This is a genomic window from Parvimonas sp. oral taxon 393 str. F0440, from assembly GCA_000223315.2.
In the GTDB taxonomy this organism is placed as follows: Bacteria; Bacillota; Clostridia; order Tissierellales; family Peptoniphilaceae; genus Parvimonas.
The window spans coordinates 111,689-136,476 of sequence record AFUS01000003.1; the positions used below are offsets into that span (position 1 = coordinate 111,689).

The window sequence follows — 24,788 nt, forward strand, 5'->3', positions numbered from 1 at the left end:
TCATGAGCAGCTACTTGTACGTTATTTTCAAACATTTTTTCAAATGCTACTAATTTAGTTTCTTTAGTGAAATAATCTGAATCTACAGTTACATTTAACTCTACTTCACCATCCGCTTTATCAGCAACGAATGTAGTTTCAGCTTTAATAGGATTTCCTTCAGCTAAGAATGGTTGTTTAGTTTCCTTATCCATCCATACTAACCTAACTGTATAAGTTTTCCAACTATTAAATTCTTATAGCTTACTTTATCAGTTAAAGTTAATTGATTTTTAGCTTTTGCTTCTTTTTGTCCATTAACTTTAGCTTCTGTCTTGATTGAAATTCCTTTACGGTCTGTAATTGTAATCTTTCCGCCATCAACTTCAACTTTGTCATCTTGAGCTACTTTTGTTACTTTTACTTTTCCGTCTTTATCAACTTCAAATTCAATATCTGTTACTTTTAAATATCCTTCAGGTGCTGATTCTTCATGGAATATATATTTACCTGCTCTTAATTTTAATTCCTTAGGAGTATTAGTTGATACCCAAGTAACTGAATTAACTCTTGTACCATTATTGCTGATTAAGTCTGAACCGTCAGCTGATTTTACAGTAATTTTTGCTCCGGCTAATTCTGTTCCGCCTAAATCAACCTTGCTTACTTTAACATCATGATATTTGTAATCGTCTACCATTGCTATAATAGTTGTAGATCCATCTACTTTTACAGTAGTTCCCGTTACAGTTCCATCATCCTTTAATGTAAACTTAATTGTTGTAGCTAAAGTAAATCCTTCCGGTGCTGCTTTTTCCTCAAAAGTATAATTTCCCGGTGCAAGCTTAAATTCTTTAGAAGTACCATCTGATACCCATTCAACAGATGATACTTTTGTTCCATTATTATTGATTAATGGTCTGCCGTCATCTGAACTTAATTTAATTGTAGCTCCGGCTAATTCTGACCCGGCAACATCAGTTTTGCTAAATTTAAAAGTAAATTCCTTAGGCTTGTAAGTATTCTTTATATTCATGCCTGTTACTTCTGAAGTATAACCTTCAGGGACTTGTACTTCTTTTACAGTATAAACTATAGGAATATTCTTTCCTTGTTCATCATGTTTATCTGTTCTGTATTTAGGTAAATTCTTAAATTCATATTTCCAGTGACCATTGTTATCAGGTGTTACAACTTGAGTTTTTCCTGCTAGTTCCTTTCCGTCGGCAAGTAATTGAACTGTAATTTGTGCTGGACGAACATTATGACCTTCATCATTAACCCAAGTCTTTTCTCCGGAAACATTAGTTAAAACACGTTTATTCTTAACTTTTACTTCTGTTAACTTATTTAAATCAGGTGTGAATTCCAAATTTTCACTTGTTGATTCAACTTCATATCCCGGTGGTGTACTTACTTCTTTTAATACATATTTCTTAGTGGGATCTAATGTTTTTTTAGAAATAGCTTCACCATTACTTCCTGTAACCATTGTTTCAATTAAGTCATTTGTACCTTTAACTCTAATTTCAAATTTTGCTTTAGGAAGTTTAATATTAGGGTCAATTGCATCCACTTTTACAATCTTAACTTTCCCCTTATTTCCTTCACCGGTTCCTGAAGAACTGGCTGAATTAAATCCACCATTATATACTTTATTAACTCCATCACCTTTCAAAATGACCTTATTGACAATTTTATCATCTGGATAAGTGGTTTGATAACGTAATTGAAAACTCTTTTTTCCCGGACTTCCTATATTTAGTGTAAAGGATGACTTATCCCCATTAAACTTAATCATTGAATTAAGTTCAGCTTGAGAATATTCCTTAATGACTTTCGTTACCTTTCCGGTATTATCAAATTCCACTTCTTTAAGTATTATTGTTCCATCCAGATACTTTGCCCCAGCCGGAGAAAGTTCATCTGATACAATACTATGTTGTAAATTAAGATTTTTAGATAAATTGATTCTAACAACCCATTGAACTCTTTGTTCAGCATTATCAGGGTCATATGCATATTTAGCTAAGTCTTCACCTTCTACTGAGCCTGGTTTGTCTACATGGATTGTATGAGTAATAGGCTTTCCATTTACAGAAATTGTAAAAGTATTATCAGAATCAATTTTTATTTTACTCCTGACAAATGAAGCCTCTAATTTCATTGTACCTTTAACATTATACAAATTTTCTACTGATTTAGTAAAGGTTACAACAATTTTTCCTCCACCGCCATTAACTGCATTGATTTTTCCTTTGGCTACAACAGTTCCGTCAGTATTTACTAAGTCAAACTGTGTAGCTGAACCGGATAATGGAAATTGCATTTCTGTTGGTAATTGTACTTCAAAATAATCTTTTTCTTTAATAGTATTGCCATAACTTGAAGCATCCCAATCAAGCTCTAAATCAAACTGATCAGTTGAATACAGTTTAGTAAGTGGGGGATCCCCTTCTTTATGCTTATGTTTATAAATATTAAAGCGTGTAACTGTAACATTTGGTTTAACTTCACCATTTGCATGAACAAAAGATGCTCCAATTGTTTGTAATACCATTGATAAAATCAAAAAAATACTAAAAAACTTTTAGATCTTTGTTTCATATTTCCTCCTTTTTTTAATTAAAACTAATCAAACCAAACTATCGAATACTTAAAAAATAATTTGATTTTTATTATATTTTAAAACATATACACATATAAAACTATATGTATATATGTCAAAAAACATGTATTAAGATTGTATTGTTAAGTTATTATAGTTTTCCATTTAGAAAGTAAGTATAGCTTTTCTAAGAAAAAAGTTATAAGTATTTTTTAATATCGTTATTAATTTTTCCTGTATGCAATGGTATTTTTCCATAAAAGCATCTGAGCATTATTACTCATAATTATAACAAATTTATTAATAAAAGTCTACAACTTAAATAAAAAACACAAGAAACAATGTCTTATACCATAAAAAAGTAAAACATTTTTGATTATGATAAAAAACATACAGAAATAACTTGAAAAACAAAAAAAGACGGTTTATAACCGTCTTTAATTCTTAATTCATAGAAATTATTTTATAAGTCTTGTTGCTCCAACAAAAGTATTTCCAAAGTAACTTCCGAAAAGTTTACTTACAATAACACCTGTTCCCGGACTTGAAGCGTGAACAAATTTATTGTTTCCAATGTAAATACCAACGTGACTAATTCTTCCACCACCATTGTTAAAGAATACTAAATCACCTTTTCTTAATTCTGATGCTGAAACTCTTGTACCATGATTAATTTGAGTATATGATGTTCTGCTTAAGTTGATTCCAACTTGTTTATATACATAATATACTAAACCGGAACAGTCAAATCCGATATTTGGATTAGAAGTTCCCCAAATATATGGTTTACCAACTTGTGCTAATGCTAAATCTACAACAGTATCTATATCTGCATTGTAAGTTTCGCTTTCATTTTTAGCAGGAGCTTTAGGTTTTGATTCTGAGTTGTTTTTCTTCTTAGATTTTTCTTCTTTCTTAGGTTGTTCAACTACAGGTTTTGTTTCAGAAAGATATGATTTTATAACATAAGCAGTCTTTCCGTTGAATTCAAATTCTACCCATTCTCCTCTATCTATTCCGCTTACTTTTTCACCTTTTGATAAAATCCCAAGTTTAGATGAAGTAGCAGATTGTTCAGATCTTACATTTAAGTTTTCTGTAGCATAAAGAGTTACTTTTTTAGCAGCAGCTTTTTTCTTAGCTTCTTCTGCTTTCTTAGCTTCTTCTGCTTTCTTAGCCTCTTCTGCTTTTTTCGCTTCTTCAGCCTTCTTAGCTTCTTCTGCTTTCTTTGCTTCTTCTGCCTTCTTTTCTTCTTCTGCTTTAATTTCAGTTTCAGATTTTTCCGGTTCAACTACTTCTTTTGATAACATTGAAATGTCAATACTTACTACTTTTCCATCTACTGTAACAGTAGCCATTTTATCTCCACTCATTTCAACTTTAACAATTGAACCCTTAGCAACTTTAACAGTTTCGTCTTCGTTTTCACTTAAAACCGGTTTTAAATCAAGAGATTCTTTTACATAATAAGAATTTTCTTCTAATTCCGGCATTTTAGTATCTTCTTCTGTAACTAAAGAATATATTTCATTTTCACTTGTAACTTTTTTTAATTGTGCAACAGAAGGAGTTTCCAAGACCTTATTTGACTCACTAATTAATGAATTGTTTACTTCTTCAATACTTGTACTATGAACTTTAACTTTTTCTGTTTCATCAGCAAAAGATTTTGCTACTGGCAATGTTGTACAAACTAATGCACATAACATTGAAGTTGTCAAAACTTTTTTAATTTTCATAATTACCTCCTAACTTATAGACATATTTTACACCAAGTATTGCAAAAAGTCAACAAAAAGTTACAAAAAAATTACAAAAAGTTACAAATTAGTTACAAAGCGTAAATGTTTCACGTGAAACATATATGTTTTGTTTTTAAGGTTGTTTCACGTGAAACATTTATTTTTTAGAAATGTAAAAAAATATGTTTAACTTAAAAATTAATGATTAATTTATGGTATAATAATAGTAATATTATAATTTATGATAAGGCTACTATTAATATTACAAAATTATCTTAAAGATATAAAAAAGAACTGATATTTAATAGTAGTATATAATAGAAGAATATAAAAACAAAGGAAATATTATGAAAATTTTTGATGCTTTTAAAAAGAAAAGAGAAATGAGAGTAATATCAATATTTAATCAAAAGGGTGGTGTTGGAAAGACAACAACTGTAGTGAATCTGGCATCAGCTTTAGGTTTTAATAAAAAGAAGGTTTTGGTTATAGATATGGATCCGCAAGGTAATTCAACTTCGGGACTTGGTATTGAAGAGCCAGATATTACTGTTTATGATGTTTTAACTCATGAACAAGACATTAATAATGCTATTCAAAAGACAAAATCTAAAAATGTTGATATAATACCTGCAAATTCAGATTTATGTGGTTTAGAAATTGAATTGTTGAGTGTAGAAAAAAAAGAATACTTATTAAAGGAAGAGATTGGAAAGATACCTCAAAATTATGATTTCATTATTATTGACTGTCCACCATCTTTGGGGATTATGAGTATTAATGCTTTAGTTTCATCTCATAGTGTACTAATTCCAATACAATGCGAATATTATGCCCTTGAGGGTGTAAGCCAACTTATGAATACAGTTAATATAATAAGGAAGGGATTGAATACTGAGCTTGAAATTGAAGGTGTATTGCTTACAATGTATGATTCGAGAAATAACTTATCTGAGGATGTAAAGAGAGAAACTGAAAATTATTTCAAAGATAAATTATTTGATACAGTTATTCCTAGAAATATAAGACTTGCTGAAGCTCCAAGTTTTGGAGAGAGCATAATATATTATGATAAGAATTCTAAAGGTGCTATTGCTTATTTATCTTTAGCTAAAGAATTAATTAAGAATAGGAGAAAATAATGAAGAAAAAAGGTCTAGGTAGGGGGCTGGGTTCCCTTTTAAGAGAAGAAGATTTTATTACTGATGAAAATTTATTAACCGTTGACTTGGAAAAGTTAGTTGCTAGAGAAGATCAACCTAGAAAAAATTTTGATGATGACAGTTTGGAAGAACTGGCAAATTCTATTAAGGCAGACGGAGTTATTCAACCAATAGTTGTTAGAAAAGTAGAAGATAAATATGAAATTATTGCCGGAGAACGTAGATTTAGAGCTTCTAAATTGGCAGGACTGGAAAAAGTACCGGTTGTGGTTAAAAATGTTAGTGACAGAAAAGCTAGAGAACTTGCCCTCGTTGAAAATATTCAAAGAGAAGACTTAAATCCAATTGAAGAAGCTATTTCTCTAAAGACATTGATGGAAGAATATAAACTTACACAACAAGAGCTTTCTGATATAATAGGGAAGAGCAGATCCTATATTGCAAATAATTTAAGACTTTTAAATCTATCAGATTATATAAAAGAATATTTAATAAGGGGGGATTTAAGTCCAAGTCAAGGAAGAACTTTACTTTCTTTAGAGACTGAAGAAGAGAGAAAAAAATATCTTGAAAAATTATTAGTTAAGGAAGTAAATATCAGAGATGTCGAAAAAAAGGCTAAACAGAACAAAAATAAGACTGAAGATATTTTTATAAAGGATATTTGTGAAAGATTAACTGAAGTTTTAGATGCAAAGGTTAAGATTCACGAAAAGAAAAAAGGCGGACAAATAGAGATAAGCTATCTCAACGAGGCGGATTTACAAAGAATAATTGATTCTTTGATGAATATTTATAATTTGGAGTGATATTATGATTTATGTGGATAATGGAGCAACAACTTTTCCAAAGCCTAAAATTGTAACCGATAAAATTATGGAATGTTATTTAGGTTATGCAGGGAATCCCGGACGTAGCGGTCATAAACTCGCTATGAAGATGGATTTGGAAATTTACGAAACTAGAGAGAAAATTTGTAGCTTAATAAATGGAACAGATCCTCTTAATGTAATTTTTACTTTTAATGCTACAGACAGTTTAAATTTAGCTATAAAAGGAGTTTTGAAGGAAGGGGATCATGTTATTACTACATCGATGGAGCATAATTCCGTTTTAAGACCTCTTAATCAGTTAAAAAAAGATGGAATAATTGATTTAAGTATTGTCTATGCGGATAAAAAAGGCTATATAGATCCTCAAAAAATATTCGAATCAGTGGCTCCTAATACGAAGATGATTGTAACTACTCATATGTCCAATGTTTTTGGAACTATTATAGATATAAAGAGTATCGGAGAATTCTGTAAGGAAAATAATATACTATATCTTGTGGATGCCGCTCAATCAATAGGAGTTTTGGATATTGACGTTCAAGATATGAATATTGATTTACTTGCTTTTCCGGGTCATAAAGCTCTTTTTGGACCAATGGGAACAGGTGCTCTATATATAAAGGAAGGAATTACTGTTAAACCTTTAAAACAAGGGGGAACGGGAAGCTATTCTTATAGTATAGATCAGCCTGATTTATATCCTGACAGTTTAGAGAGCGGAACTCCTAATGGTGTTGGTATTATAGCTTTAAGTAAGGGAATAGATTTTATCAACGAAGTAGGTATTGAAAATATTAGAAATCATGAAATAACTTTAAAAAATCATTTCATAGATTTATTAAAGGATAATGAAGAAATTATTTTATACGGAACTTTAGATGATAGACAGGGGGCTGTTGTGAGCTTAAATATAAAAGATATGGATAGTTCTGAAGTTTCCTATATCTTAAGTGATGAATTCGACATTTATACAAGACCCGGCTTCCATTGTGCACCACTTGCTCATAAGAGTTTAGGAACTGATGAACTTGGTGCAATTAGATTCAGTTTTGGGTATTATAATACCATTGAAGAGGTTGAGGAATGTGCAAATGCCTTAATTAGTATAATAGAAAGGAATAAATAATAGTGAATACAGTATTAGAATTTTTAAATGCATATTCAGGAATATTTTTAATATTAGTGCTATTTGTCTTAATTTTTATCCTATATCAATTTAACCAAGTTAATAAAAAGCTAAGTCTTCAAAAGAAAAAGTATGATATGCTTTTAAGGGGCAGAGGAGACTTGAATATGGGAGAACTTATTCATGCTCACTCAAATGATATTTTTGAAATGGATAAAAAAGTAAATGAACTTGAAACACAAATTAGAACAGCAAAAAGTCAATTTGCTTTTACAATACAAAAAATTGGTTTTGTAAAATATGATGCTTTTCATGATTTGAAAAATAAATTATCTTATACAATAGCACTATTGGACGGATTTAATAATGGATTACTATTAACTACTATTTATGGTAGAGAAAGCTGTATAACTTATGCAAAAGAAGTAAAATCCGGAACAGTAAACCAAGAATTATCAAATGAAGAAATAGAAGCACTAAGGATGGCATTAGCAAAATAATGAGAAAATTAATGTTTGTTTTAAATCCTCATGCCTCAGGTTTCAAAAAATTTGACTTTAAAGAAGGTATTGAAGAATATCTTAGGGGAAAGAACTTAAATTTTGAATATGAAATCAAGTGCTCCACACAAGAGGGTGAATCAATTATAATAGCAGAAGATGCTGTTAAAAATGGTTTTAATGAATTAATTGCAGTAGGTGGAGACGGAACTATAAATGAAGTAGGAGATATTGCTGTTAAAAATAATATAAAGCTGGGTGTAATTCCTGCAGGTACAGGAAATGACTATATGAACAGTCTACAAGAATCCTGCAGTTTTATAATCTGTATGGAAAGAATTATAAAGGGAAATACAATACTTGTCGATTATGGCTCATTTTTAGATAAATCATTTTTCAATATTGCATCTGTAGGTTTTGACGCAGAAGTTAATAAATATGCTTTAAAAGTAAAAAAATTTATTAAAAATGGACTAGCTTATAAAATAGCAATAGCTTTAGCTTTATTTCATCACAAGAGAAAAAGATACAAGATGATAATTGACGATGTTGAATATGAAGATGACTATTTTTTAATAGCTGTGGGCATTGGAAGTAAATATGGTGGAAAAATAAATATATTACCATATGCAGATATGAAAGACGGACTTCTTGACATTTGTGCTATTAGATATAAATCAAAATTTGATATTATTAAAAAATAAAAACACTTGTAAATGCAACTCATGTCAATGAGGATATAACTTCTTGCTTCAAAGCAAAGAAAATCAAAATTATTTCAAAGAATATTGAAATTAATTTTGATGGAGAATATATGTCCGGAGTTGATGAAGTTGAATTTATAGTAAATGATAAAAAAGTGAAATTAATAATGTAGGGGGTATTATGAATATTTTTGAAGAATTAACAGGAAAAATTAAGGGAACAAATAAGAGAATTGTATTTCCTGAAGGAGAAGATAAGAGAGTTTTAGGTGCTTGTGTGAGATTAAAAAAGACGGTTTAGTAACTCCAATAGTTTTAGGAAATGTTGAAGAAATCAAAAAAACTGCAAAGGAATTAAATGTTTGTATTGATGATATTGAAATAATTGATCCTTTAAAAGCGGAAGATTTTGATGAATTAGTTGAAAAATTTGTTGAACGTAGAAAAGGCAAAAACACAAAAGAAGAAGCTGAAGTGCTTTTAAAAGATGTAAATTACTATGGAACTATGATGGTACAAGTGGGAAAAGCTGACGGAATGGTTAGTGGTGCTGTTCACTCAACAGGAGATACCGTAAGACCTGCACTTCAAATTGTAAAGACTAAACCAAATGTTTCAAGAACAAGTGGAGCAATGGTTATGCTTGGAAAAAATGGAGAAAGATATGTATTTGCTGACATTGCTATCAATATTACTTTAGAAGCAAAAGAATTAGCTGAAATCGCTGTTGAAACTGCCAAAACTGCTAAAATTTTCGGAATAGATCCGAAAGTTGCAATGCTTAGTTTCTCTACAAAGGGTTCTGCAAAACACGAGCTTTCACAAAAAATTGCTGATGCTACACAAATGGCTAAAGAATTGGCACCTGATTTATCATTAGACGGAGAATTACAATTCGATGCTGCAATAGTCCCATCAGTTGGGGAACAAAAAGCAAAGGGCTCAAAAGTTGCAGGACACGCAAATGTATTTATCTTCCCTGACTTACAATCAGGAAATATCGGATACAAAATTGCACAAAGACTTGGTGATTTTGAGGCAATAGGACCAATCCTACAAGGACTTAACAAACCTATATCAGACCTTTCAAGAGGTTGTAACGAAGAAGATGTTTACAAACTTGCAGTAATTACCGCTGCACAAAGTCTATAATAAATTTTTGAAAAACAAAACCGACAGGGTTTTGTTTTTTTATGGGTGAATTAGTATTGAAGATTTAATTATTTAATGTGCCGTAGATACATATAGAAATTTTTTATTTCTTTCAGAAATACTATTGCTTGTAAACAAGCAATAGTTGAGATCTCTCGACTACGCTCGAGATGACGTGCTGAGAAGTTTTGCTTTTCAAAGTACTATGACGTGAATTAGTTTATTTGATATGACATGTATTAATATAATTATGTAAATTTTTTATTATGTATAAAGTATTTTTGATGTTTATTTACTTTTAACGTATAGCTCCTAAACAAAGCATTCTTCTTTATACGTCATCTCGACTGTAGCGTTAGCGAAACGGAGAGATCTCATACTTTTGCTTTAGCAAAAGTAAATGTATCGTAGATACATTAAAATTGAACTCATAAATATAAATAAAATACTTATATTAACAAGTAGAGTTTTTCTTTAAAATTTGGTAAAATGTAATAAAACAATTTGGAGGTGCTTATGGAATTTTTAGATACTTCTTTTTTACAAAATGATGAAATAAAATTAGTTTTAGATAAATTTTATTCTGGAAATTTAGCAATTAATTGGGTTCCTGCCTATAGTTTTTATATATGCGACTTAAAAGGACAAAAATTAGGAAAATGTGATTTGAGAATTGGACATAGTGAAGGTCTATATTATGGTGGAAATATAGGTTATACAATTGACGAAAAATACAGAGGTAATCACTATTCAGCAAAAGCCTGTAAACTCCTTTTTGAACTAGCAAAAAAGCATGATATGGAATATTTGTATATAACAGCTAATCCCGATAACCAAGCTTCAAATAAGATATGTGAATATCTAAATGGTGAATTTTTAGGCATCTTTGAATTGCCCAAAGATAATGATATGAGAATAAATGACAACGAAACTCATAAATGCATCTATAAATTTGTGTTGTAAGAAATAATACTAAATGGAGGAAACTATGCCTGTATGCTATTTTAATCAAGATTATGAAAATAAATATAGATGTGAATATTCAATTACTAATGATGATTTTAATGTTGAAGTTGAATATGATATACATGATGAAATACCATATATAGATGGAGTTAAATGCTTTACTATTAATACAGAATATGATAATCGAGATATTCTAATTATAGATTATGACAACAAAAAAATTATCTTCTAAAAAATGCATTTTATTCAGGAGGTACCACAATATTAGGTAACCCTGATAAAAATTCAACAACAATATTTCAATCAAATGTATATTTTAGTCACATCGATTATAATAAACTTACAGAATTAAAAATCAAGCCAAAAATTTCAAAAATTAAAATATATAGTAAAATAATAAATTATCTTATAGACTATCCAAATTTACAAATGATTGATACTGATGAACTTTATTCTATTAGCTTATCAAAAAACAAAAAGAAATACTAAAATCTATTAATAAAAAAATATAAAAATTTAATATTAGGTGATTCTTGGAAAACCACTTTCAATAGAAAAGACCATAATATTTCAATAAACTTCGATGGATATCTCGAAATTCAATTTTCTAAAAGAGTTGATTATGATAAAATATCAAGCTATATTAATGAGTTAATAACATTTATGCAAATTTATATCCCAAACAAATTCTTAATAGATAAATTGGATGTAGAAATTGATAAAACATATTTTAAATTTTCTACCTACTCAAATCAGGTAATTTATAAAGAAAGAAACATCAATCCATCTATTTCTACTCCATTAATAGAATTTTTAGAAATTTGTTATAAAAATATACCATATAGAGATAGTGGATCTAAATTCAGAAATATTCCTTATATAGTAAATAGTACTACAAAAAGTCTCGAAGATAATTTTTTAATGTTCTATAAATTTATAGAATGTTATTATAAAAAAGGTAGCAATTCAATTATAAAAGGTCTAACAGACCACTATTCTTCAATAGAAACTTTAATAAAAGATGAATTTTTAGAACAAGAAACTTTAGAAGATTTTTTAGACAAATCAAAATTAAATGAGTTTTTAGAACAAACAGCATTAGAAATAGTTAAATTAAGAAATCATTATGTTCACTCTGGCTATTATATAAGAAATAATTGTCTAAAAATCAAAAAAGGAAAACAATATCAAATATCAATATTCAATGGATTTTTTAAGAACCAGACTTCTTTATCTTATTGCAATAGATATTATTTTTAAAGAGATGTTAGGCTTTGATAAATACAATTATAAAAACTTTTTTAAAAATATTAATAAAAAATTTTATTTTATTTCATAATCAATATGACGTTTTTTAATTCTTTTAAAAAATAGTCATATTTTTTTGCTCTTTATCTGTTGAAATATGCCCAATTCCAAAAGTATATCTGAAAAATCTATCTTTTATTTTAATAGAAACCTTATAAGCACGATTGCTTCTATATTTAGATGTATATTTAATCATAACAGTTTCTATTCTATCTGTATCAATTGGAAATAAATGATTTGAAGTATACAATTTATCCCCATTAAAATAACAAATCATTTCATTACGAAATTTTAATCTAAATAGAATTCTAGTAAGAATAATATATGCTAAAATGAAATAACCTAAAATTGATAAAGAAAAAAATATATATGTACCAATGTATAAATCATTATAAGATAAGACAGTATAGGCTATATAAAAGCCTGAGCACAAAAACAATATAAAAATTATTCCTATCATTAAATATATTCCAAATTTATTTTTCATTTTTTACTCCTATTTCTAATTTAATTTTATTATAATAATTCTATCATATTTGCTTTTAGATGACTATATTTTACTTTAACTAAAATAATAATTATGCTATACTTATTTAAAGAAATTTAATTTTAAAAAATACTCAAAGGAGTGATATTTTTGAAAATTTTAATTGTCGAAGATGATGAAAATATATTTGAAATGTTGAAAAGGGAACTTTTGCTTTGGAATTATGAAGTAAAAGGAATTTCAAATTTCAATCAAATAGTCGAAGAATTTGTCGAATACCAACCACATTTGGTTTTAATGGATATTATGTTGCCATATAATAATGGCTATTTTTGGTGTGAGGAAATTCGTAAACATTCAAATGTTCCAATTATTTTCATTTCTTCAAAGAGTGAAAATATCGATATTGTAATGGGTATTCAATTCGGAGCTGACGACTATATAACTAAGCCAATAGATTTGAATGTAACTTTGGCAAAAATCAAAGCAATTTTGAGGAGAAGCTATGATTTTACAAAAGACTTTGAATTTCTAAGTTTTGTAAATGTGTTTCTATATATGGATAAGAATATCATTAAATATAATGACAACAAGGTTTCCCTTACAAATACGGAAACAATGATTTTGGAAACTCTTTTTAAAGCTAAAGGCGGAGTTGCTTCAAGGGAGTCAATTATGGAAAAATGTTGGCATGGAGACGATTATATTGACGATAATACTTTAGCAGTCAATATAACAAGACTTAGAAAGAAATTTGCAGATATTAAACTTAATGATTTTATCCAAACCAAAAAGGGAAGCGGATATTATCTAAATTCTAAAATGGAGTAAAAATGGATAAATTTAAAAATTATATTTCAAAAATTTTACCTATTACGGTAACAACTTTTTTTATACTATTAGTATTTTGGGTTGTTTTTTTACTTATGAATTTAAGCTTTGAAAGTTACTTTTTAGCTTTCGAAATAGTGCTTTTTTTCTATATGGTATATCTTGTATTTATGGCATTTTTAAATAAAAAAGAGGAAAAACTAAAAAATCAGATACAAGAACTTGAAGAAGCTAATTTAAATTTAAGAAATGACTTTTTGGCAAAAGAAAAAGAATTACAAGAGTATTTTTTAATTTGGATTCATCAGATTAAAACTCCAATAACTGCAGGAAAATTAATCTGCGACAGTGATATTGAAAAAGAAAATGTAAAAAATATAAAAAAAGAGTTGATTTATATTGAAGACTATACCAATATGGCTTTAAGCTATCTTAAAATGGCTAATCACAATACGGATATGGACATATCACTTGTGAATTTAGACGATATTATTAAGCCTTTAATCAAAAAATACGCAATTCTATTTATTTCAAACAATATAAAACTTGAATATGAAAAGCTTAATGTAAAAGTAATTACGGATAGCAAATGGTGTATGGTAGTAATTGAACAACTTTTGTCAAATGCAATAAAATATACAAAGAATGGGATTGTTTCAATATCTTTTAACGAAAAAGAAAAATATCTTGAAATAAAAGACAATGGAATTGGAATTAAGGATTCAGATCTTCCGAAAATTTTTGACAAGGGATATTCCGGCTTTAATGGAAGACAAAATCAGAAATCAACAGGAATAGGGCTATTTTTAGTTAAACAAATTTTGGATAAACTAGGACAAAAAGTTAAATTGGAGTCAAAATTAGGCGAAGGAACAAGTGTAAAAGTCTATTTTAATATAGATTAGGAGAAAATTATGTTTTATGTATATATACTTTCTAATAATTTTAGAAATGTTTTGTATATTGGTGTTACAAGAAATCTTGAAAGAAGATTATATGAACATAAAAACAAATTACTTGAGGGATTTTCTAAAAAATACAATTTGAATGTATTATTATTTTATGAAACTACAGAATATGCTTTAGATGCTATTGCAAGAGAAAAACAGTTGAAGAAGTGGAATAGAGATAAAAAATTTGCCTTAATTAAATCTATAAATCCTGAATTAAGAGATTTATCAGACGATTGGTGATATTTATACGAGTCCTTTACAGGACATACAATTATTTGTAAACAAATAATTGTATGAGATCTCTCCACGTTGGTCGAGATGACGTGTTGGGGAGTGTTTCTCTTCAAAGTAATATGACGTAAATTTAGTTTGTTTTCTATTCAACTTTTAAATAAAGTTAGGTATAATTTCATTACACTCGTGCTACAGTAGAGATGACGTGTTGGGTGTACTTCTATGCAAGGTACTATGACGTGAATTGTTTTGTTTTCTATGCAATTTTAAAAAATTTTTGAAGTTTATTTACCATTTACGTTAAACTATCAAACGAAGATATTTCCCTTATACGTCATCTCGACCGAAATGAGTGAAACGAATGAAGTGAATCTAGCCCTAACTTTGCTTGTTTACAAGCAATAGTAGGTCTGACACAAAGATTGTTCAAATCTTTGATTTGAGTACAATCGACTGCGGAGATCTCATACTTATGCTTGTATACAAGCATAAGTGAATGTATCGTAGATACATTCGATATAAACATCTTATTGTTTTTAATTTATTTACTAATTAGGAGAAAATTATGGAAAAAGATATTTTTGAAGAATATATTAAACATACAGAACCTGAAAAGAAAGAAAAAGCTTATGCTTGGAGTATAGGTATCGGACTTCAAGATGTTGACGGAATTAAGCCTTCAAAATATTTAATTGAAACTGCGAAACAAAATATTGAGGGAGAAATATCATTAGATCAAGCTGAAAAAATGATTACTGCTTATTATGAGGAAAAACCTAGCAGAAACGAGGATAGAAATAAGGAAGCTGACGAAGTAGCTTTACGAATTACAAGAATTATTACAGAACCTGCTTTTTCTTTTACACCAAATGAATATTTATCCATTCACTACAGACTATTTAAAGGGATTTACTCTCATGCAGGACAAATAAGAAAATATAATATCACGAAAAAAGAATGGATTTTAAATGAAAAAAGTGTAACTTATGGAAGTTTTAGCGAACTTTTTAAAACTCTGGAATATGATTTATCTCAAGAAAAAAGTTTTAATTACAAAAATTTGAATATGGATGATATAATAAAGCATTTAGCTCTTTTTGTGTCAAGGCTATGGCAAATACATGTTTTTGCAGAGGGGAATACAAGAACAACTGCTGTTTTCTTTATAAAATATCTTAAAACTCTTGGCTTTGAAGTTGGAAATGAATTATTTTCAGAAAACTCTTGGTATTTTAGAAATGCATTGGTCAGAGCAAATTACAATGATTTAAAAAATGGAGTTTTTGAGACTACAGAATTTTTAGAAAAATTTTTAAGAAATTTATTACTTGGTGAAAAAATATATTAAAAAATAGAGATTTGCATATATAGGAAAAACAAATGGAAATTAAAAGAGTTACAGAATACAATAATCCTTTATTTTCACAGATTGTTTTAAATCAAAGAGGAGCCTTTTTAATTGACGAGGAACCTTATAAAATTGAAATAATTTCGAGTGACAGTGCTTTGGTGAAAGGAAAAAATGGAGAAAATTTTAAAAAACTCATTGAATATTTTAGATATTATTCCCCACATATAAATAATTTTTTGATGAGAATAATAAAAAAATTATTTCTTTTGAAAAGAAGCCGGTTTTAACTTTAGAAGTTGATAAAATTCAACCATCTCAATTTTACATTGATGAAGATAAAGCAAATGCCCTTAAGGGTTTTATTAAAAATTCAAAGGATATTGTAATTCAAGTTGTAAAATCCGATGAGGGATATATCTGTGTTGATGGTCATACGAGGCTATTTATTGCTTTTTTAAAGAATTTTAAAACTGTTCATGCCATAGAAACTGAATTTGATGACGATACCAACTACTTTGTTTCTCAAGTAAAGAAAAGAAATATCTTTACTATAAAAGACTTAAAACTTGTATCTCACAGCGATTATAAAAAATTGTGGTTAAACTTTTGTGATAGCTATTTTAATATAGATTAGGAGAATTTTATGTTTTATGTATATATAAGTCCTTTACATGACTTACTATTGCTTGTAAACAAGCAATAGTTGAGATCTCTCCGCTTCATTCGTTTCACTCATTTCGGTCGAGATGACGTGTCAGGAGCTTTACTTTTCAAAGTACTATGACGTGAATTATTTTGTTTTCTATGCAATTTAAAAAATTTTTGAAGTTTATTTACTAATTAGGAGAAAATTATGTTTTATAATGAAATATTTGACAAAAATATTTTTAATTCTAAACTTGCAATTGCATATGGTTTTTCAAAGGTTGGAGATTATTATATTTTACAATCAGATATTGATATGGAAAACTTTAATGTGATTGTTAAAATAGGCAAGGACTCTTTTGAGGTAAATGTTATTGAATTACCTTTTAATGAAGAATATATTTTATTCAATGTTCTTGACAGCAAGGGTAAATTTGTTTCAAAAATTAGAAGAAATGTTAATGAACTTATTGAAGATATTGTAAAAAACTGTTTTACATCTTTAGATTATAGAAAAATATTACTGGACTATGTAAAGGAAACATACGGAACTATTCCTGAAGAGCCTTGGGAAGATAATAATCATGCGACGATAAAGACTTCAAATAGTAAAAAATGGTATGGAATTTTTATGTCCATTCCATACAAGACTTTGGGACTTGATAAAAGTGGAAAGATTGATGTTTTGAATGTAAAACTTAATCCGGAACTTATAGAAAGTCTAATTGATAAAAAGCATTTTTCCCTGCCTACCATATGAATAAAAAATACTGGATTACAATATTATTGGATTCAGATACAGATGTGAATTTGGTCAAGAGCTTAATTGACGAGAGTTTTAAATTAGTTGAAAAATAATGTATGAATACTAGGAATTTCATTATTTAATGGGCTTTAGGAGATTTACATAGTAATTGTATTTAATTATTTTATAGAAGTCCTTTACAGGACTTACAATTATTTGTAAACAAATAATTGTGTGAGATCTCTCCGCTTCATTCGTTTCACTCATTTCGGTCGAGATGACGTGTCAGGAAGATTTCTTTACATAGTGCTATGACGTGAATTATTACTATAAATTTAAATTATATATCATATTAAAGAATATAAAGAATTTTTTATTTAATATTTTATAAGAAAATTAAAGATCATCTACTTTTAACGTCCCGCTACCAAACTAAGCTTTCTCTATATACCTCATCTCGAGCGGAGTGTAACGAACTCCAAAGATCTACATACTTTTGCTTTAGCANAAGTAAATGTATAGTAGATACTTCAAAAAAAGGATTTTTATCAAACATTTCAATAACCTTACAAAATTGTAAGGTTATTTTATTTTTGTAATATTAGATAAATGTTAGGCATAAAAATTTTTGCTAAAATATTATTGTAAACGAAAATAGTATTTTATGGAGGTAATTATGAATATATTAGATGTTAGAAATTTAAAAAAGATTTACGGAGGAATGGGACGTGTAAAAAATTGAGGCTCTTAAGGATGTAAATTTTTCTGTAGAAAAAGGAGAATTTATTGCCGTTATGGGAGAATCGGGTAGCGGTAAAACAACTCTTTTAAATATAATAGCAACATTGGATAAGGCAACTGAAGGATCAGTTTTTATTTCAGGAAAAGATGTAAATTCACTAAACAATTCAGAAATTTCAAGTTTTAGACGTGAAAAATTGGGTTTTGTTTTCCAAGATTTTAATTTGTTGGACTCTTTTTCAAATAGGGACAATATTTATCTTCCACTTGTTTTATCAGATGTTAAACCGGCAGTGATGAATGAAAAAGTAGGCGAGATTGCTCCAATTTTAAAGATTAGCGATATTTTGGATAAATATCCTTATCAAATTTCAGGTGGTCAAAAACAAAGAGTTGCAATTGCAAGAGCAATTATAACTAAACCTGATTTACTTCTTGCAGATGAGCCTACAGGTTCTTTGGATTCAAAGTCTGCAGAAGTGGTTATGAAAACTTTCTGCGATATAAATAATAACGGACAAACAGTTTTAATGGTTACTCACTCTGTAAAATGTGCTTCTTTTGCAAAAAGAGTAATTTTCATAAAAGATGGTAGAGTTTATCACGAAATCTATAAAGGTAGTGATGATAATTTAACATTTTCAGAGAGAATCAATCAGTCACAAATTATGCTAAATGAGGTGAATAACTATGAAAAGTAAAATGGCTTCAAAATTTGCTTTTAGAAATATGAGGGCAAACTCCTTACTTTTAACTCCATTTCTAATTGCAAGTAGTGTTATGGGAACTCTATTTTTCATAATGGCATCTCTTGGACAAAATAAATATATTGAAGCAAATCATATGTATGTATCAACACTTATTAAAATTGGAATTGTTATAGTTGGAATTTTTACATTTGTATTTATACTATATGCTAACAGTTTTTTGACAAAGAGGAGAAATAAGGAATTTGCACTCTATGGAATACTGGGCTTGGAGAAAAAACATATTGCTAAAATTATTTCAATAGAATATATTTTAAATTTTTTAACTGTTAGTTTCTTTTCTATTGCAGGTGGTTTTGTCCTTGGGAAATTAGCATTTGTAATTCTTAATAGAATAACAAAAAATATGACGGCAAAAATAATAGACTATAATTTTTCAACTTCTTCTGCAATATTGACTTTAATATTCTTAGCTATAATATTTATATTGATATATTTAACAATGATATTTAGAATTGGAAAATCAACACCTATAGAACTCCTTTCAAAGCAAAAAAAGGCAGAGGGAGAACCGAAAAGTAAATTTATCATTGGCACTCTAGGATTTATAATTCTATGTGTAGGGTACTATCTTTCGATTACATCAAAAGGAAGTATTAAAAGTTTTGGTAGATTTTTTCCTGCAGTTTTTGCTGTAATAATTGGAACTTATCTTGTATTTATAGCTTTTAGCATTTTAGTTTTAAAATTATTAAAAAGAAATAGAAATTTATACTACAAATCAAAACATTTCCTTTCAATTTCAGGAATGTTATACAGAATGAAGTCAAATGCAGTTTCTCTTGCAAGTATTGCACTTCTTTCAACTTCCATTATAGTTACTTTATCTACAACTTTTACTATTAATTCAAGTATTAAAAGTATATTGGATGAATCAAATCCTAATGACTTTGTTGTATCTACCGGTATAGAGGGAAATACTAATGAATTATTAAAAAATGGTGAAAAAAGAGAAAAGGAAATTTTAAAACTATTAGACAATATTTTAAAAGATGATGAAAAAATAAAAATTTAACTATCAAGAAAGTAGGAGTATATGATGTAATAATTAATGATGGTATAATTCGTCCTTCGGATAATACAGAAACTGGTGTTAAATTTTTAGTTGTTGAAACCTTAGAAGATTTTAATAGAATTAATAAAACAAATTATACTCTTAATGATGGAGAAGTTTTTTATTCAGAGAACTTAAAAGTTCCTAGTAACTACGATTATCTGGAATTGGCAGGAGAAAAATACAAATTAGTAAAGGATAAAAATTTATTTTCTAAAAATTTGTATTATGGTGAAATTAGAATTATAGTAAAAGATGATGTAACTTTTTTAAAAATGGTATCTGAATATACTCCAAAATATAATGAATATGATGGAGAATATAAATTAGAATTTAATTTTGATTTAGAATCAGCCGATAAAAAAGCATTTTACACAAGATTTAAAATAGATTATGAAGTATATACTCACCTGAAAAAAATATCTTCATATTCATACGGTGCAAAACATGATGCTGAAGCTTTTGCTTATGAAGTAAATGGCGGGCTATTATTTTTCGGAATGATAGTTGCATTAATATTCATAACAGGAACAGTTTTAATTACATATTATAAACAAATTTCCGAGGGCTTTGAAGATAAACAAAATTATCAGATAATGAAAAATGTAGGGCTTCCGGACTCAATCATCAAAAAAAGTTTAAGAGTACAAATACTGTGGATATTCTTCCTACCACTTGTTGTAGCAACAATTCACTCATTATTCGCCTTTCCAATCCTACACAATATACTTAAAGGACTTGGATTCCAAAGTATAAGAATTTTTACAATGAGTTTTGCCACAATTGTACTTAGCTTTTCAGTAATATATTTTATAATCTACTCAATAACTTCAAGAGTTTATTATAAGATTATAAGATAAAAAATATAATATGTCTCATAAATTAATATTTTTCAGTTTTTTAGTTGAAAAAAAAACATATATAATGTATAATAAATGCAGTTTTATTACTTATAATAAAACTGCATTTGTTGTATAACAATAAAGTTTTTAATCAATCAACTGATGTAAAACATCATTTATTGTATCGCGGAAAATAATTTAATTTTTTAGTTACGTTTGAATTTGGAGATTTTTATGAAAATTGAAAATACAATTTTACTGGTATTAGATATTCAAGAAAAGCTGATACCGGTTATACAAAATAATGAAAGTATTATAAAATACACGAATATTTTGATTAATGCCTGTAATGAACTTAATATTCCGATAATTTATACTGAGCAATATCCAAAAGGACTTGGCGAAACAATTTCGGAAATTAAGGAGTCTTTAAATAAAGCAGATGCAAAGTATTTTTCAAAAAACAGTTTTTCAGCTTATCCTATAATCAAAGATGAAGTTTTAAAACTGAAAGATGAAGGAAAAACATCAATAATTATTACAGGTGTGGAAACACATATTTGTGTTTATCAGACAATCAAGGATTTAAAAAATGATTTTGAAATTCTGCTTCCTTTTGAAACAGTCGGGTCAAGAAATCGGGAAAATTATAAAAACGGTTTAGATTTAATTAGAGAAATGGGAACAAGTATTACTAATGTTGAAACTATTTTATTCGATTTGATTAAGACATCAGAACATCCTAGTTTCAAAGCAATTAGTAAATTAATAAAGTAAGGAGTTTTATATGAAAAAGAAATTTATTATAACTTTTATTATATCTTTATGTCTATTTGGTGGAATTTTTTGGGTAGCAAATAGAGTTTTAGATATTATGGAAGTTACTTCAAAAGTAGAATTTGTAGGTAGTGATTTAGGTGAAGGAAATAATATTGAACAAGTTGTAGAAAATGAACTTTTGTTTTTAGTTTTAGGTTTGGATAGCGATGACTTCAGCGGAGCTACAACTGAACAAAATAGAACAGACACTATGATTTTATGTAAAGTTAATTTTGAAACCGGAAAAATTGATATACTATCAATTCCTCGTGATTCAAGAGTTATGGTTAGAGGAAAATTAGATAAAATAAATCATGCTCACCACTTTGGCGGTCTTAAACTAGCTATGAAAACTACAAGAGATTTCTTAAATTTGGATATAGATTATTATGTAAGAGTTAATTTCTTCTCTGTCAAGGATATAGTAGATGCTCTTGGTGGTGTTGAAGTCGATGTACCTGTTCAAGTTGACGTTGCTGAAGATAATGTTCATTTGGAACCGGGTAAACAAATTTTAAATGGAAAGCAAGCTCTTCAATTCGCAAGATTTAGAGCAGGATATGCTGAAGGTGATGTTGGTCGTGTTAAAGCTCAACAATTACTTATAAAAGCATTGGTTACTGAGTTAACTAAGGCTAAAAATATCGCAAAAATTCCACAAATTTTAGAAGTTGTAAAAAAGACTGTAAATACTAATATTCCTTTCTCTACAATTGCAAAATTAGCTTTAAAAACAAAGAACTTAAGTGTAGATAAGATGCATACTGAAATTGTTCCGGGAGAGTCTGCATATATAAATAATATAAGTTATTTCGTTCCAAATCGTTCAAAATTGAATGCTCTTGTTAAAGAGATGTTTGGAGATTATTTATTAAAACAAAATGGAAGCACTCAAGTAGATACAGACAAGAATAACAAGAATAATTCAAATACTAATAAAAATAATAACAATACTAATAACAAAAATAACAACAGATAATTTAGGTGAATATGGAAAACGAGAGAAAAAAAGAACATTTAGAAAACTTTTTAAAGAGCAATTTCAAATCCAGTACTCTATTTGAAGATGTATATGTTGAACATTTTGCATTAACTGATTTGAATTTTGATGAAATTGATACTTCCGTAAACTTTTTAGGAAAAAAAATGTCCTTTCCACTTCTCATAAATGCAATGACTGGTGGGGCGGAAACTTCTTACGATGTAAATGAAGATTTAGCAAGACTTTGTAAAAATTTTAATATAGCATTTGAAAGTGGAAGTCAAAAAGTTGCCTTACAAGATGAAGAACTTGTAGAAACTTTTACGGTGAGTAAAAGATATTTTAGATGAAAAAAATATAATCATTTCAAATCTTTCTGCATTATCAAGCCCTGAAAATGTTAAAAAAGCTCTTGAAATGTTAAATTCCGATGCAATTTCTCTCCATCTAAATCCCGCTCTTGAGATTGTTCAGTTTGAAGGAGATAGAAATTTCAAAGGAATTTTAGAAAATATTGAAAATATCGTTAAAAACTCGAGTGTTCCCGTTATTATAAAAGAAACAGGTTGCGGTATTTCTAAAAAAACTTGTGAAAAACTTCTGAATGTAGGTGTAAAATACATTGACATCAGCGGTTTTGGCGGAACAAATTTCATTGAAATCGAAAATTTAAGAAGAACGGATTTAGATTTTACAAATATATACGGTTGGGGAATTCCAACTGCAAAATGTATAATAGATTGTAGAAGCATTTCAAAAGACTTTACTCTAATCGGCTCCGGTGGAATAAAAACAGGAGAAGATATTGCAAAGGCGATAATACTTGGTAGCGATATGACTGCAATTGCAGGTGAAGTTTTAAGATATTTAATTCACGGCGGATACAAGTTTGCTGAAGATTATTTAAAATCTCTAATCTATCAAACTAAGATGATTATGTTGCTTCTTGGAGTAAAAAATATTGAAGAACTTAAAAAAGTTGAATACAAAATATTTGGAAAATTAAAAGATATATCTTAATAAAGTTAAAAAATGAGAGTTAATAAAACTCTCATTTTTTTATACTTAATTTAAAAGGGGGAGACCTTTTAAAGCTTATTTGTCTTTAAATCTATTTTTAATATATATGGTAAAAATGTAAATACCATTAAAACTAACCCTGAAAAGATAAATATATATGAACTTTTAAATTTATCAAATAAGATAGAATAGAACAATATTCCAAGTGGCACTAGAAGTTGACAACCCGTTTCTATAATACTGAAAATTCTTCCCTGATATTCAACAGGAATGGCCTTTGTAAACCAAACAAATAACGGTGTATTTACAAAATTTCCAACAAAATTAACTCCAAATGCAAATATCATAAATATTATAAAATATGAAATATTGCCATGTTTAAATAATAAAGCAATTCCCAAAAACAATAAAACTACCGCAGTTCCTCCAATCCACTTAAAAGAAAATTCCAAAGGAGCTTCAATATCCTTCATCATTGATAATATTATTGAAGAAACTATTATAGCTACAGGAAAAGCGGAATTTATAATACCATAGAGATAATCTGAAATCTTAATCTCATTAATCAAAACATAAGGAAGTCCAACTGAAACTGATGCGAAAAGGAAATTTATAAACATTGCAAAGGAAATAATAAAAACTAAAACCTTTTTGTCTTTCATATATTTGATTCCTTCAACGAATAGTCTTAAAACTTTCTTTTCTTCATTATTTTCTATTCCTTCAGTCTTAATAAGATTAAAATTAATAAAAAGTACAATTAAAATAGTTATAAACTCAATAACAGCTTCCAAAAGTACAAAATGAATTAATTCTAATTTTGAAAGTAGAAAAACTGCTAAAACCGGAGAAATTATATAAACTCCTGAAGATGCAATCTGTTGAAAGGATTTTACCTTTTGAATATACTCTTCACATACAACTTTTCTTACAGAAGATGCAAAAGCATTATTTAAAAATTGATCTGCAACTTTTAAACAAATTAACAACATATAGGTATTAATTAAATTTGTTTCAGCATTAGAATTTAAACTTAAAGCATATAAAATCAAACTTACAATACTAAAAATTTGAGCAATTACAATTACAATTTTTTTATTATATTTATCTACAACTCCTCCAACAAAAGGAAGTAAAACAAGGGCAACTAAAGGTCCTATAATTTGAGAAATGCCGAAATTTAAAGCAGATTCCGTCTTTTTTAAAATCAAAAGTCCAATAATAAAAGACAAAATA

At 28.0% G+C, this 24,788-nt stretch carries 21 protein-coding genes and 4 pseudogenes; 21 read left to right on the forward strand and 4 right to left on the reverse strand.

Going from position 1 to position 24,788, the window contains the following annotated elements:
* Window positions 1–13 precede the first annotated feature (13 nt).
* Window positions 14–2,539: pseudogene (locus HMPREF9127_RS00710) on the reverse strand (VaFE repeat-containing surface-anchored protein); the annotation flags it as partial.
* Window positions 2,540–3,045: 506 nt separating this feature from the next.
* Window positions 3,046–4,326 (reverse strand): C40 family peptidase, encoded by a 1,281-nt coding sequence (locus HMPREF9127_RS00715; RefSeq protein ID WP_009447588.1) that lies wholly within the window; start codon window positions 4,324–4,326, stop codon window positions 3,046–3,048.
* 350 nt (window positions 4,327–4,676) lie between these two features.
* Between HMPREF9127_RS00715 and HMPREF9127_RS00720 the strand changes: the two genes are divergently transcribed.
* The 9 genes and pseudogenes from HMPREF9127_RS00720 (at window position 4,677) to HMPREF9127_RS00760 (ending at window position 12,033) form a co-directional block, all read left to right on the forward strand.
* Window positions 4,677–5,471, forward strand: coding sequence for a ParA family protein (locus HMPREF9127_RS00720; protein WP_009447663.1), 795 nt, complete (start codon window positions 4,677–4,679; stop codon window positions 5,469–5,471).
* The gene (locus tag HMPREF9127_RS00725) at window positions 5,471–6,301 is read left to right on the forward strand and encodes a ParB/RepB/Spo0J family partition protein (protein ID WP_009447593.1); all 831 of its coding nucleotides are present in this window, start codon (window positions 5,471–5,473) and stop codon (window positions 6,299–6,301) included. The genes HMPREF9127_RS00720 and HMPREF9127_RS00725 overlap by 1 nt, the downstream gene beginning before the upstream one ends.
* A 4-nt stretch (window positions 6,302–6,305) precedes the next feature.
* Window positions 6,306–7,451 carry an aminotransferase class V-fold PLP-dependent enzyme gene (locus tag HMPREF9127_RS00730; RefSeq protein WP_009447654.1) on the forward strand — a complete coding sequence of 382 codons (1,146 nt, stop codon included), beginning with the start codon at window positions 6,306–6,308 and terminating at the stop codon, window positions 7,449–7,451.
* Between the two features lie 2 nt (window positions 7,452–7,453).
* Window positions 7,454–7,951, forward strand: a complete 498-nt coding sequence (locus HMPREF9127_RS00735) for a DUF4446 family protein (protein ID WP_009447575.1) — start codon at window positions 7,454–7,456, stop codon at window positions 7,949–7,951.
* Entirely contained in the window at window positions 7,951–8,655 is a 705-nt protein-coding gene (locus tag HMPREF9127_RS00740; RefSeq protein WP_009447651.1) for a diacylglycerol/lipid kinase family protein, read from the forward strand. Before HMPREF9127_RS00735 ends, HMPREF9127_RS00740 begins: the two co-directional genes overlap by 1 nt.
* Before the next feature lie 181 nt (window positions 8,656–8,836).
* A pseudogene (gene pta, locus HMPREF9127_RS00745) lies at window positions 8,837–9,807 on the forward strand (phosphate acetyltransferase).
* 516 nt (window positions 9,808–10,323) lie between these two features.
* Window positions 10,324–10,770, forward strand: a complete 447-nt coding sequence (locus HMPREF9127_RS00750; protein WP_009447567.1) for a GNAT family N-acetyltransferase — start codon at window positions 10,324–10,326, stop codon at window positions 10,768–10,770.
* Between the two features lie 25 nt (window positions 10,771–10,795).
* The gene (locus HMPREF9127_RS00755) at window positions 10,796–11,005 is read left to right on the forward strand and encodes a hypothetical protein (protein ID WP_009447682.1); all 210 of its coding nucleotides are present in this window, start codon (window positions 10,796–10,798) and stop codon (window positions 11,003–11,005) included.
* 431 nt (window positions 11,006–11,436) lie between these two features.
* Window positions 11,437–12,033 (forward strand): hypothetical protein, encoded by a 597-nt coding sequence (locus HMPREF9127_RS00760; RefSeq protein ID WP_009447646.1) that lies wholly within the window; start codon window positions 11,437–11,439, stop codon window positions 12,031–12,033.
* Between the two features lie 103 nt (window positions 12,034–12,136).
* Here the strand turns inward: HMPREF9127_RS00760 and HMPREF9127_RS00765 are convergent, their stop codons facing one another.
* A complete protein-coding gene (locus HMPREF9127_RS00765; protein ID WP_009447697.1) occupies window positions 12,137–12,568 on the reverse strand; it encodes a hypothetical protein in 432 nt (143 codons plus the stop codon).
* A 150-nt stretch (window positions 12,569–12,718) separates the two neighbouring features.
* Here HMPREF9127_RS00765 and HMPREF9127_RS00770 point away from each other — a divergent pair, with 150 nt between their 5' ends.
* From HMPREF9127_RS00770 to fni, 12 genes and pseudogenes are all read left to right on the forward strand, one after another.
* Window positions 12,719–13,399 carry a response regulator transcription factor gene (locus HMPREF9127_RS00770; protein WP_009447566.1) on the forward strand — a complete coding sequence of 227 codons (681 nt, stop codon included), beginning with the start codon at window positions 12,719–12,721 and terminating at the stop codon, window positions 13,397–13,399.
* A gap of 2 nt (window positions 13,400–13,401) precedes the next feature.
* The gene (locus HMPREF9127_RS00775) at window positions 13,402–14,304 is read left to right on the forward strand and encodes a sensor histidine kinase (RefSeq protein WP_009447631.1); all 903 of its coding nucleotides are present in this window, start codon (window positions 13,402–13,404) and stop codon (window positions 14,302–14,304) included.
* 9 nt (window positions 14,305–14,313) lie between these two features.
* Complete coding sequence (locus HMPREF9127_RS00780) at window positions 14,314–14,592, forward strand: GIY-YIG nuclease family protein (protein WP_009447576.1); 279 nt, start codon at window positions 14,314–14,316, stop codon at window positions 14,590–14,592.
* A gap of 559 nt (window positions 14,593–15,151) precedes the next feature.
* Window positions 15,152–15,934, forward strand: coding sequence for a Fic family protein (locus HMPREF9127_RS00785; RefSeq protein ID WP_009447637.1), 783 nt, complete (start codon window positions 15,152–15,154; stop codon window positions 15,932–15,934).
* Between the two features lie 32 nt (window positions 15,935–15,966).
* The gene (locus tag HMPREF9127_RS08595) at window positions 15,967–16,224 is read left to right on the forward strand and encodes a hypothetical protein (protein WP_009447589.1); all 258 of its coding nucleotides are present in this window, start codon (window positions 15,967–15,969) and stop codon (window positions 16,222–16,224) included.
* A gap of 566 nt (window positions 16,225–16,790) precedes the next feature.
* Entirely contained in the window at window positions 16,791–17,342 is a 552-nt protein-coding gene (locus HMPREF9127_RS00795) for a hypothetical protein (protein ID WP_009447624.1), read from the forward strand.
* A 661-nt stretch (window positions 17,343–18,003) separates the two neighbouring features.
* Window positions 18,004–18,769 (forward strand): annotated as a pseudogene (locus tag HMPREF9127_RS00800) (ABC transporter ATP-binding protein).
* Window positions 18,759–19,850, forward strand: a complete 1,092-nt coding sequence (locus HMPREF9127_RS00805; RefSeq protein ID WP_009447565.1) for an FtsX-like permease family protein — start codon at window positions 18,759–18,761, stop codon at window positions 19,848–19,850. Before HMPREF9127_RS00800 ends, HMPREF9127_RS00805 begins: the two are co-directional and overlap by 11 nt.
* Before the next feature lie 206 nt (window positions 19,851–20,056).
* Window positions 20,057–20,749: an ABC transporter permease gene (locus HMPREF9127_RS00810; RefSeq protein ID WP_009447661.1), complete on the forward strand. Its 693-nt coding sequence runs from the start codon at window positions 20,057–20,059 to the stop codon at window positions 20,747–20,749.
* 216 nt (window positions 20,750–20,965) lie between these two features.
* Window positions 20,966–21,508 carry an isochorismatase family protein gene (locus HMPREF9127_RS00815; RefSeq protein WP_009447677.1) on the forward strand — a complete coding sequence of 181 codons (543 nt, stop codon included), beginning with the start codon at window positions 20,966–20,968 and terminating at the stop codon, window positions 21,506–21,508.
* Window positions 21,509–21,518: 10 nt separating this feature from the next.
* Window positions 21,519–22,529, forward strand: a complete 1,011-nt coding sequence (locus HMPREF9127_RS00820) for an LCP family protein (RefSeq protein WP_009447630.1) — start codon at window positions 21,519–21,521, stop codon at window positions 22,527–22,529.
* Between the two features lie 11 nt (window positions 22,530–22,540).
* Window positions 22,541–23,552 (forward strand): annotated as a pseudogene (gene fni, locus HMPREF9127_RS00825) (type 2 isopentenyl-diphosphate Delta-isomerase).
* 68 nt (window positions 23,553–23,620) lie between these two features.
* Here the strand turns inward: fni and HMPREF9127_RS00830 are convergent.
* A partial coding sequence (locus tag HMPREF9127_RS00830; RefSeq protein WP_009447659.1) for an MFS transporter occupies window positions 23,621–24,788 on the reverse strand: 1,168 nt, incomplete at its 5' end.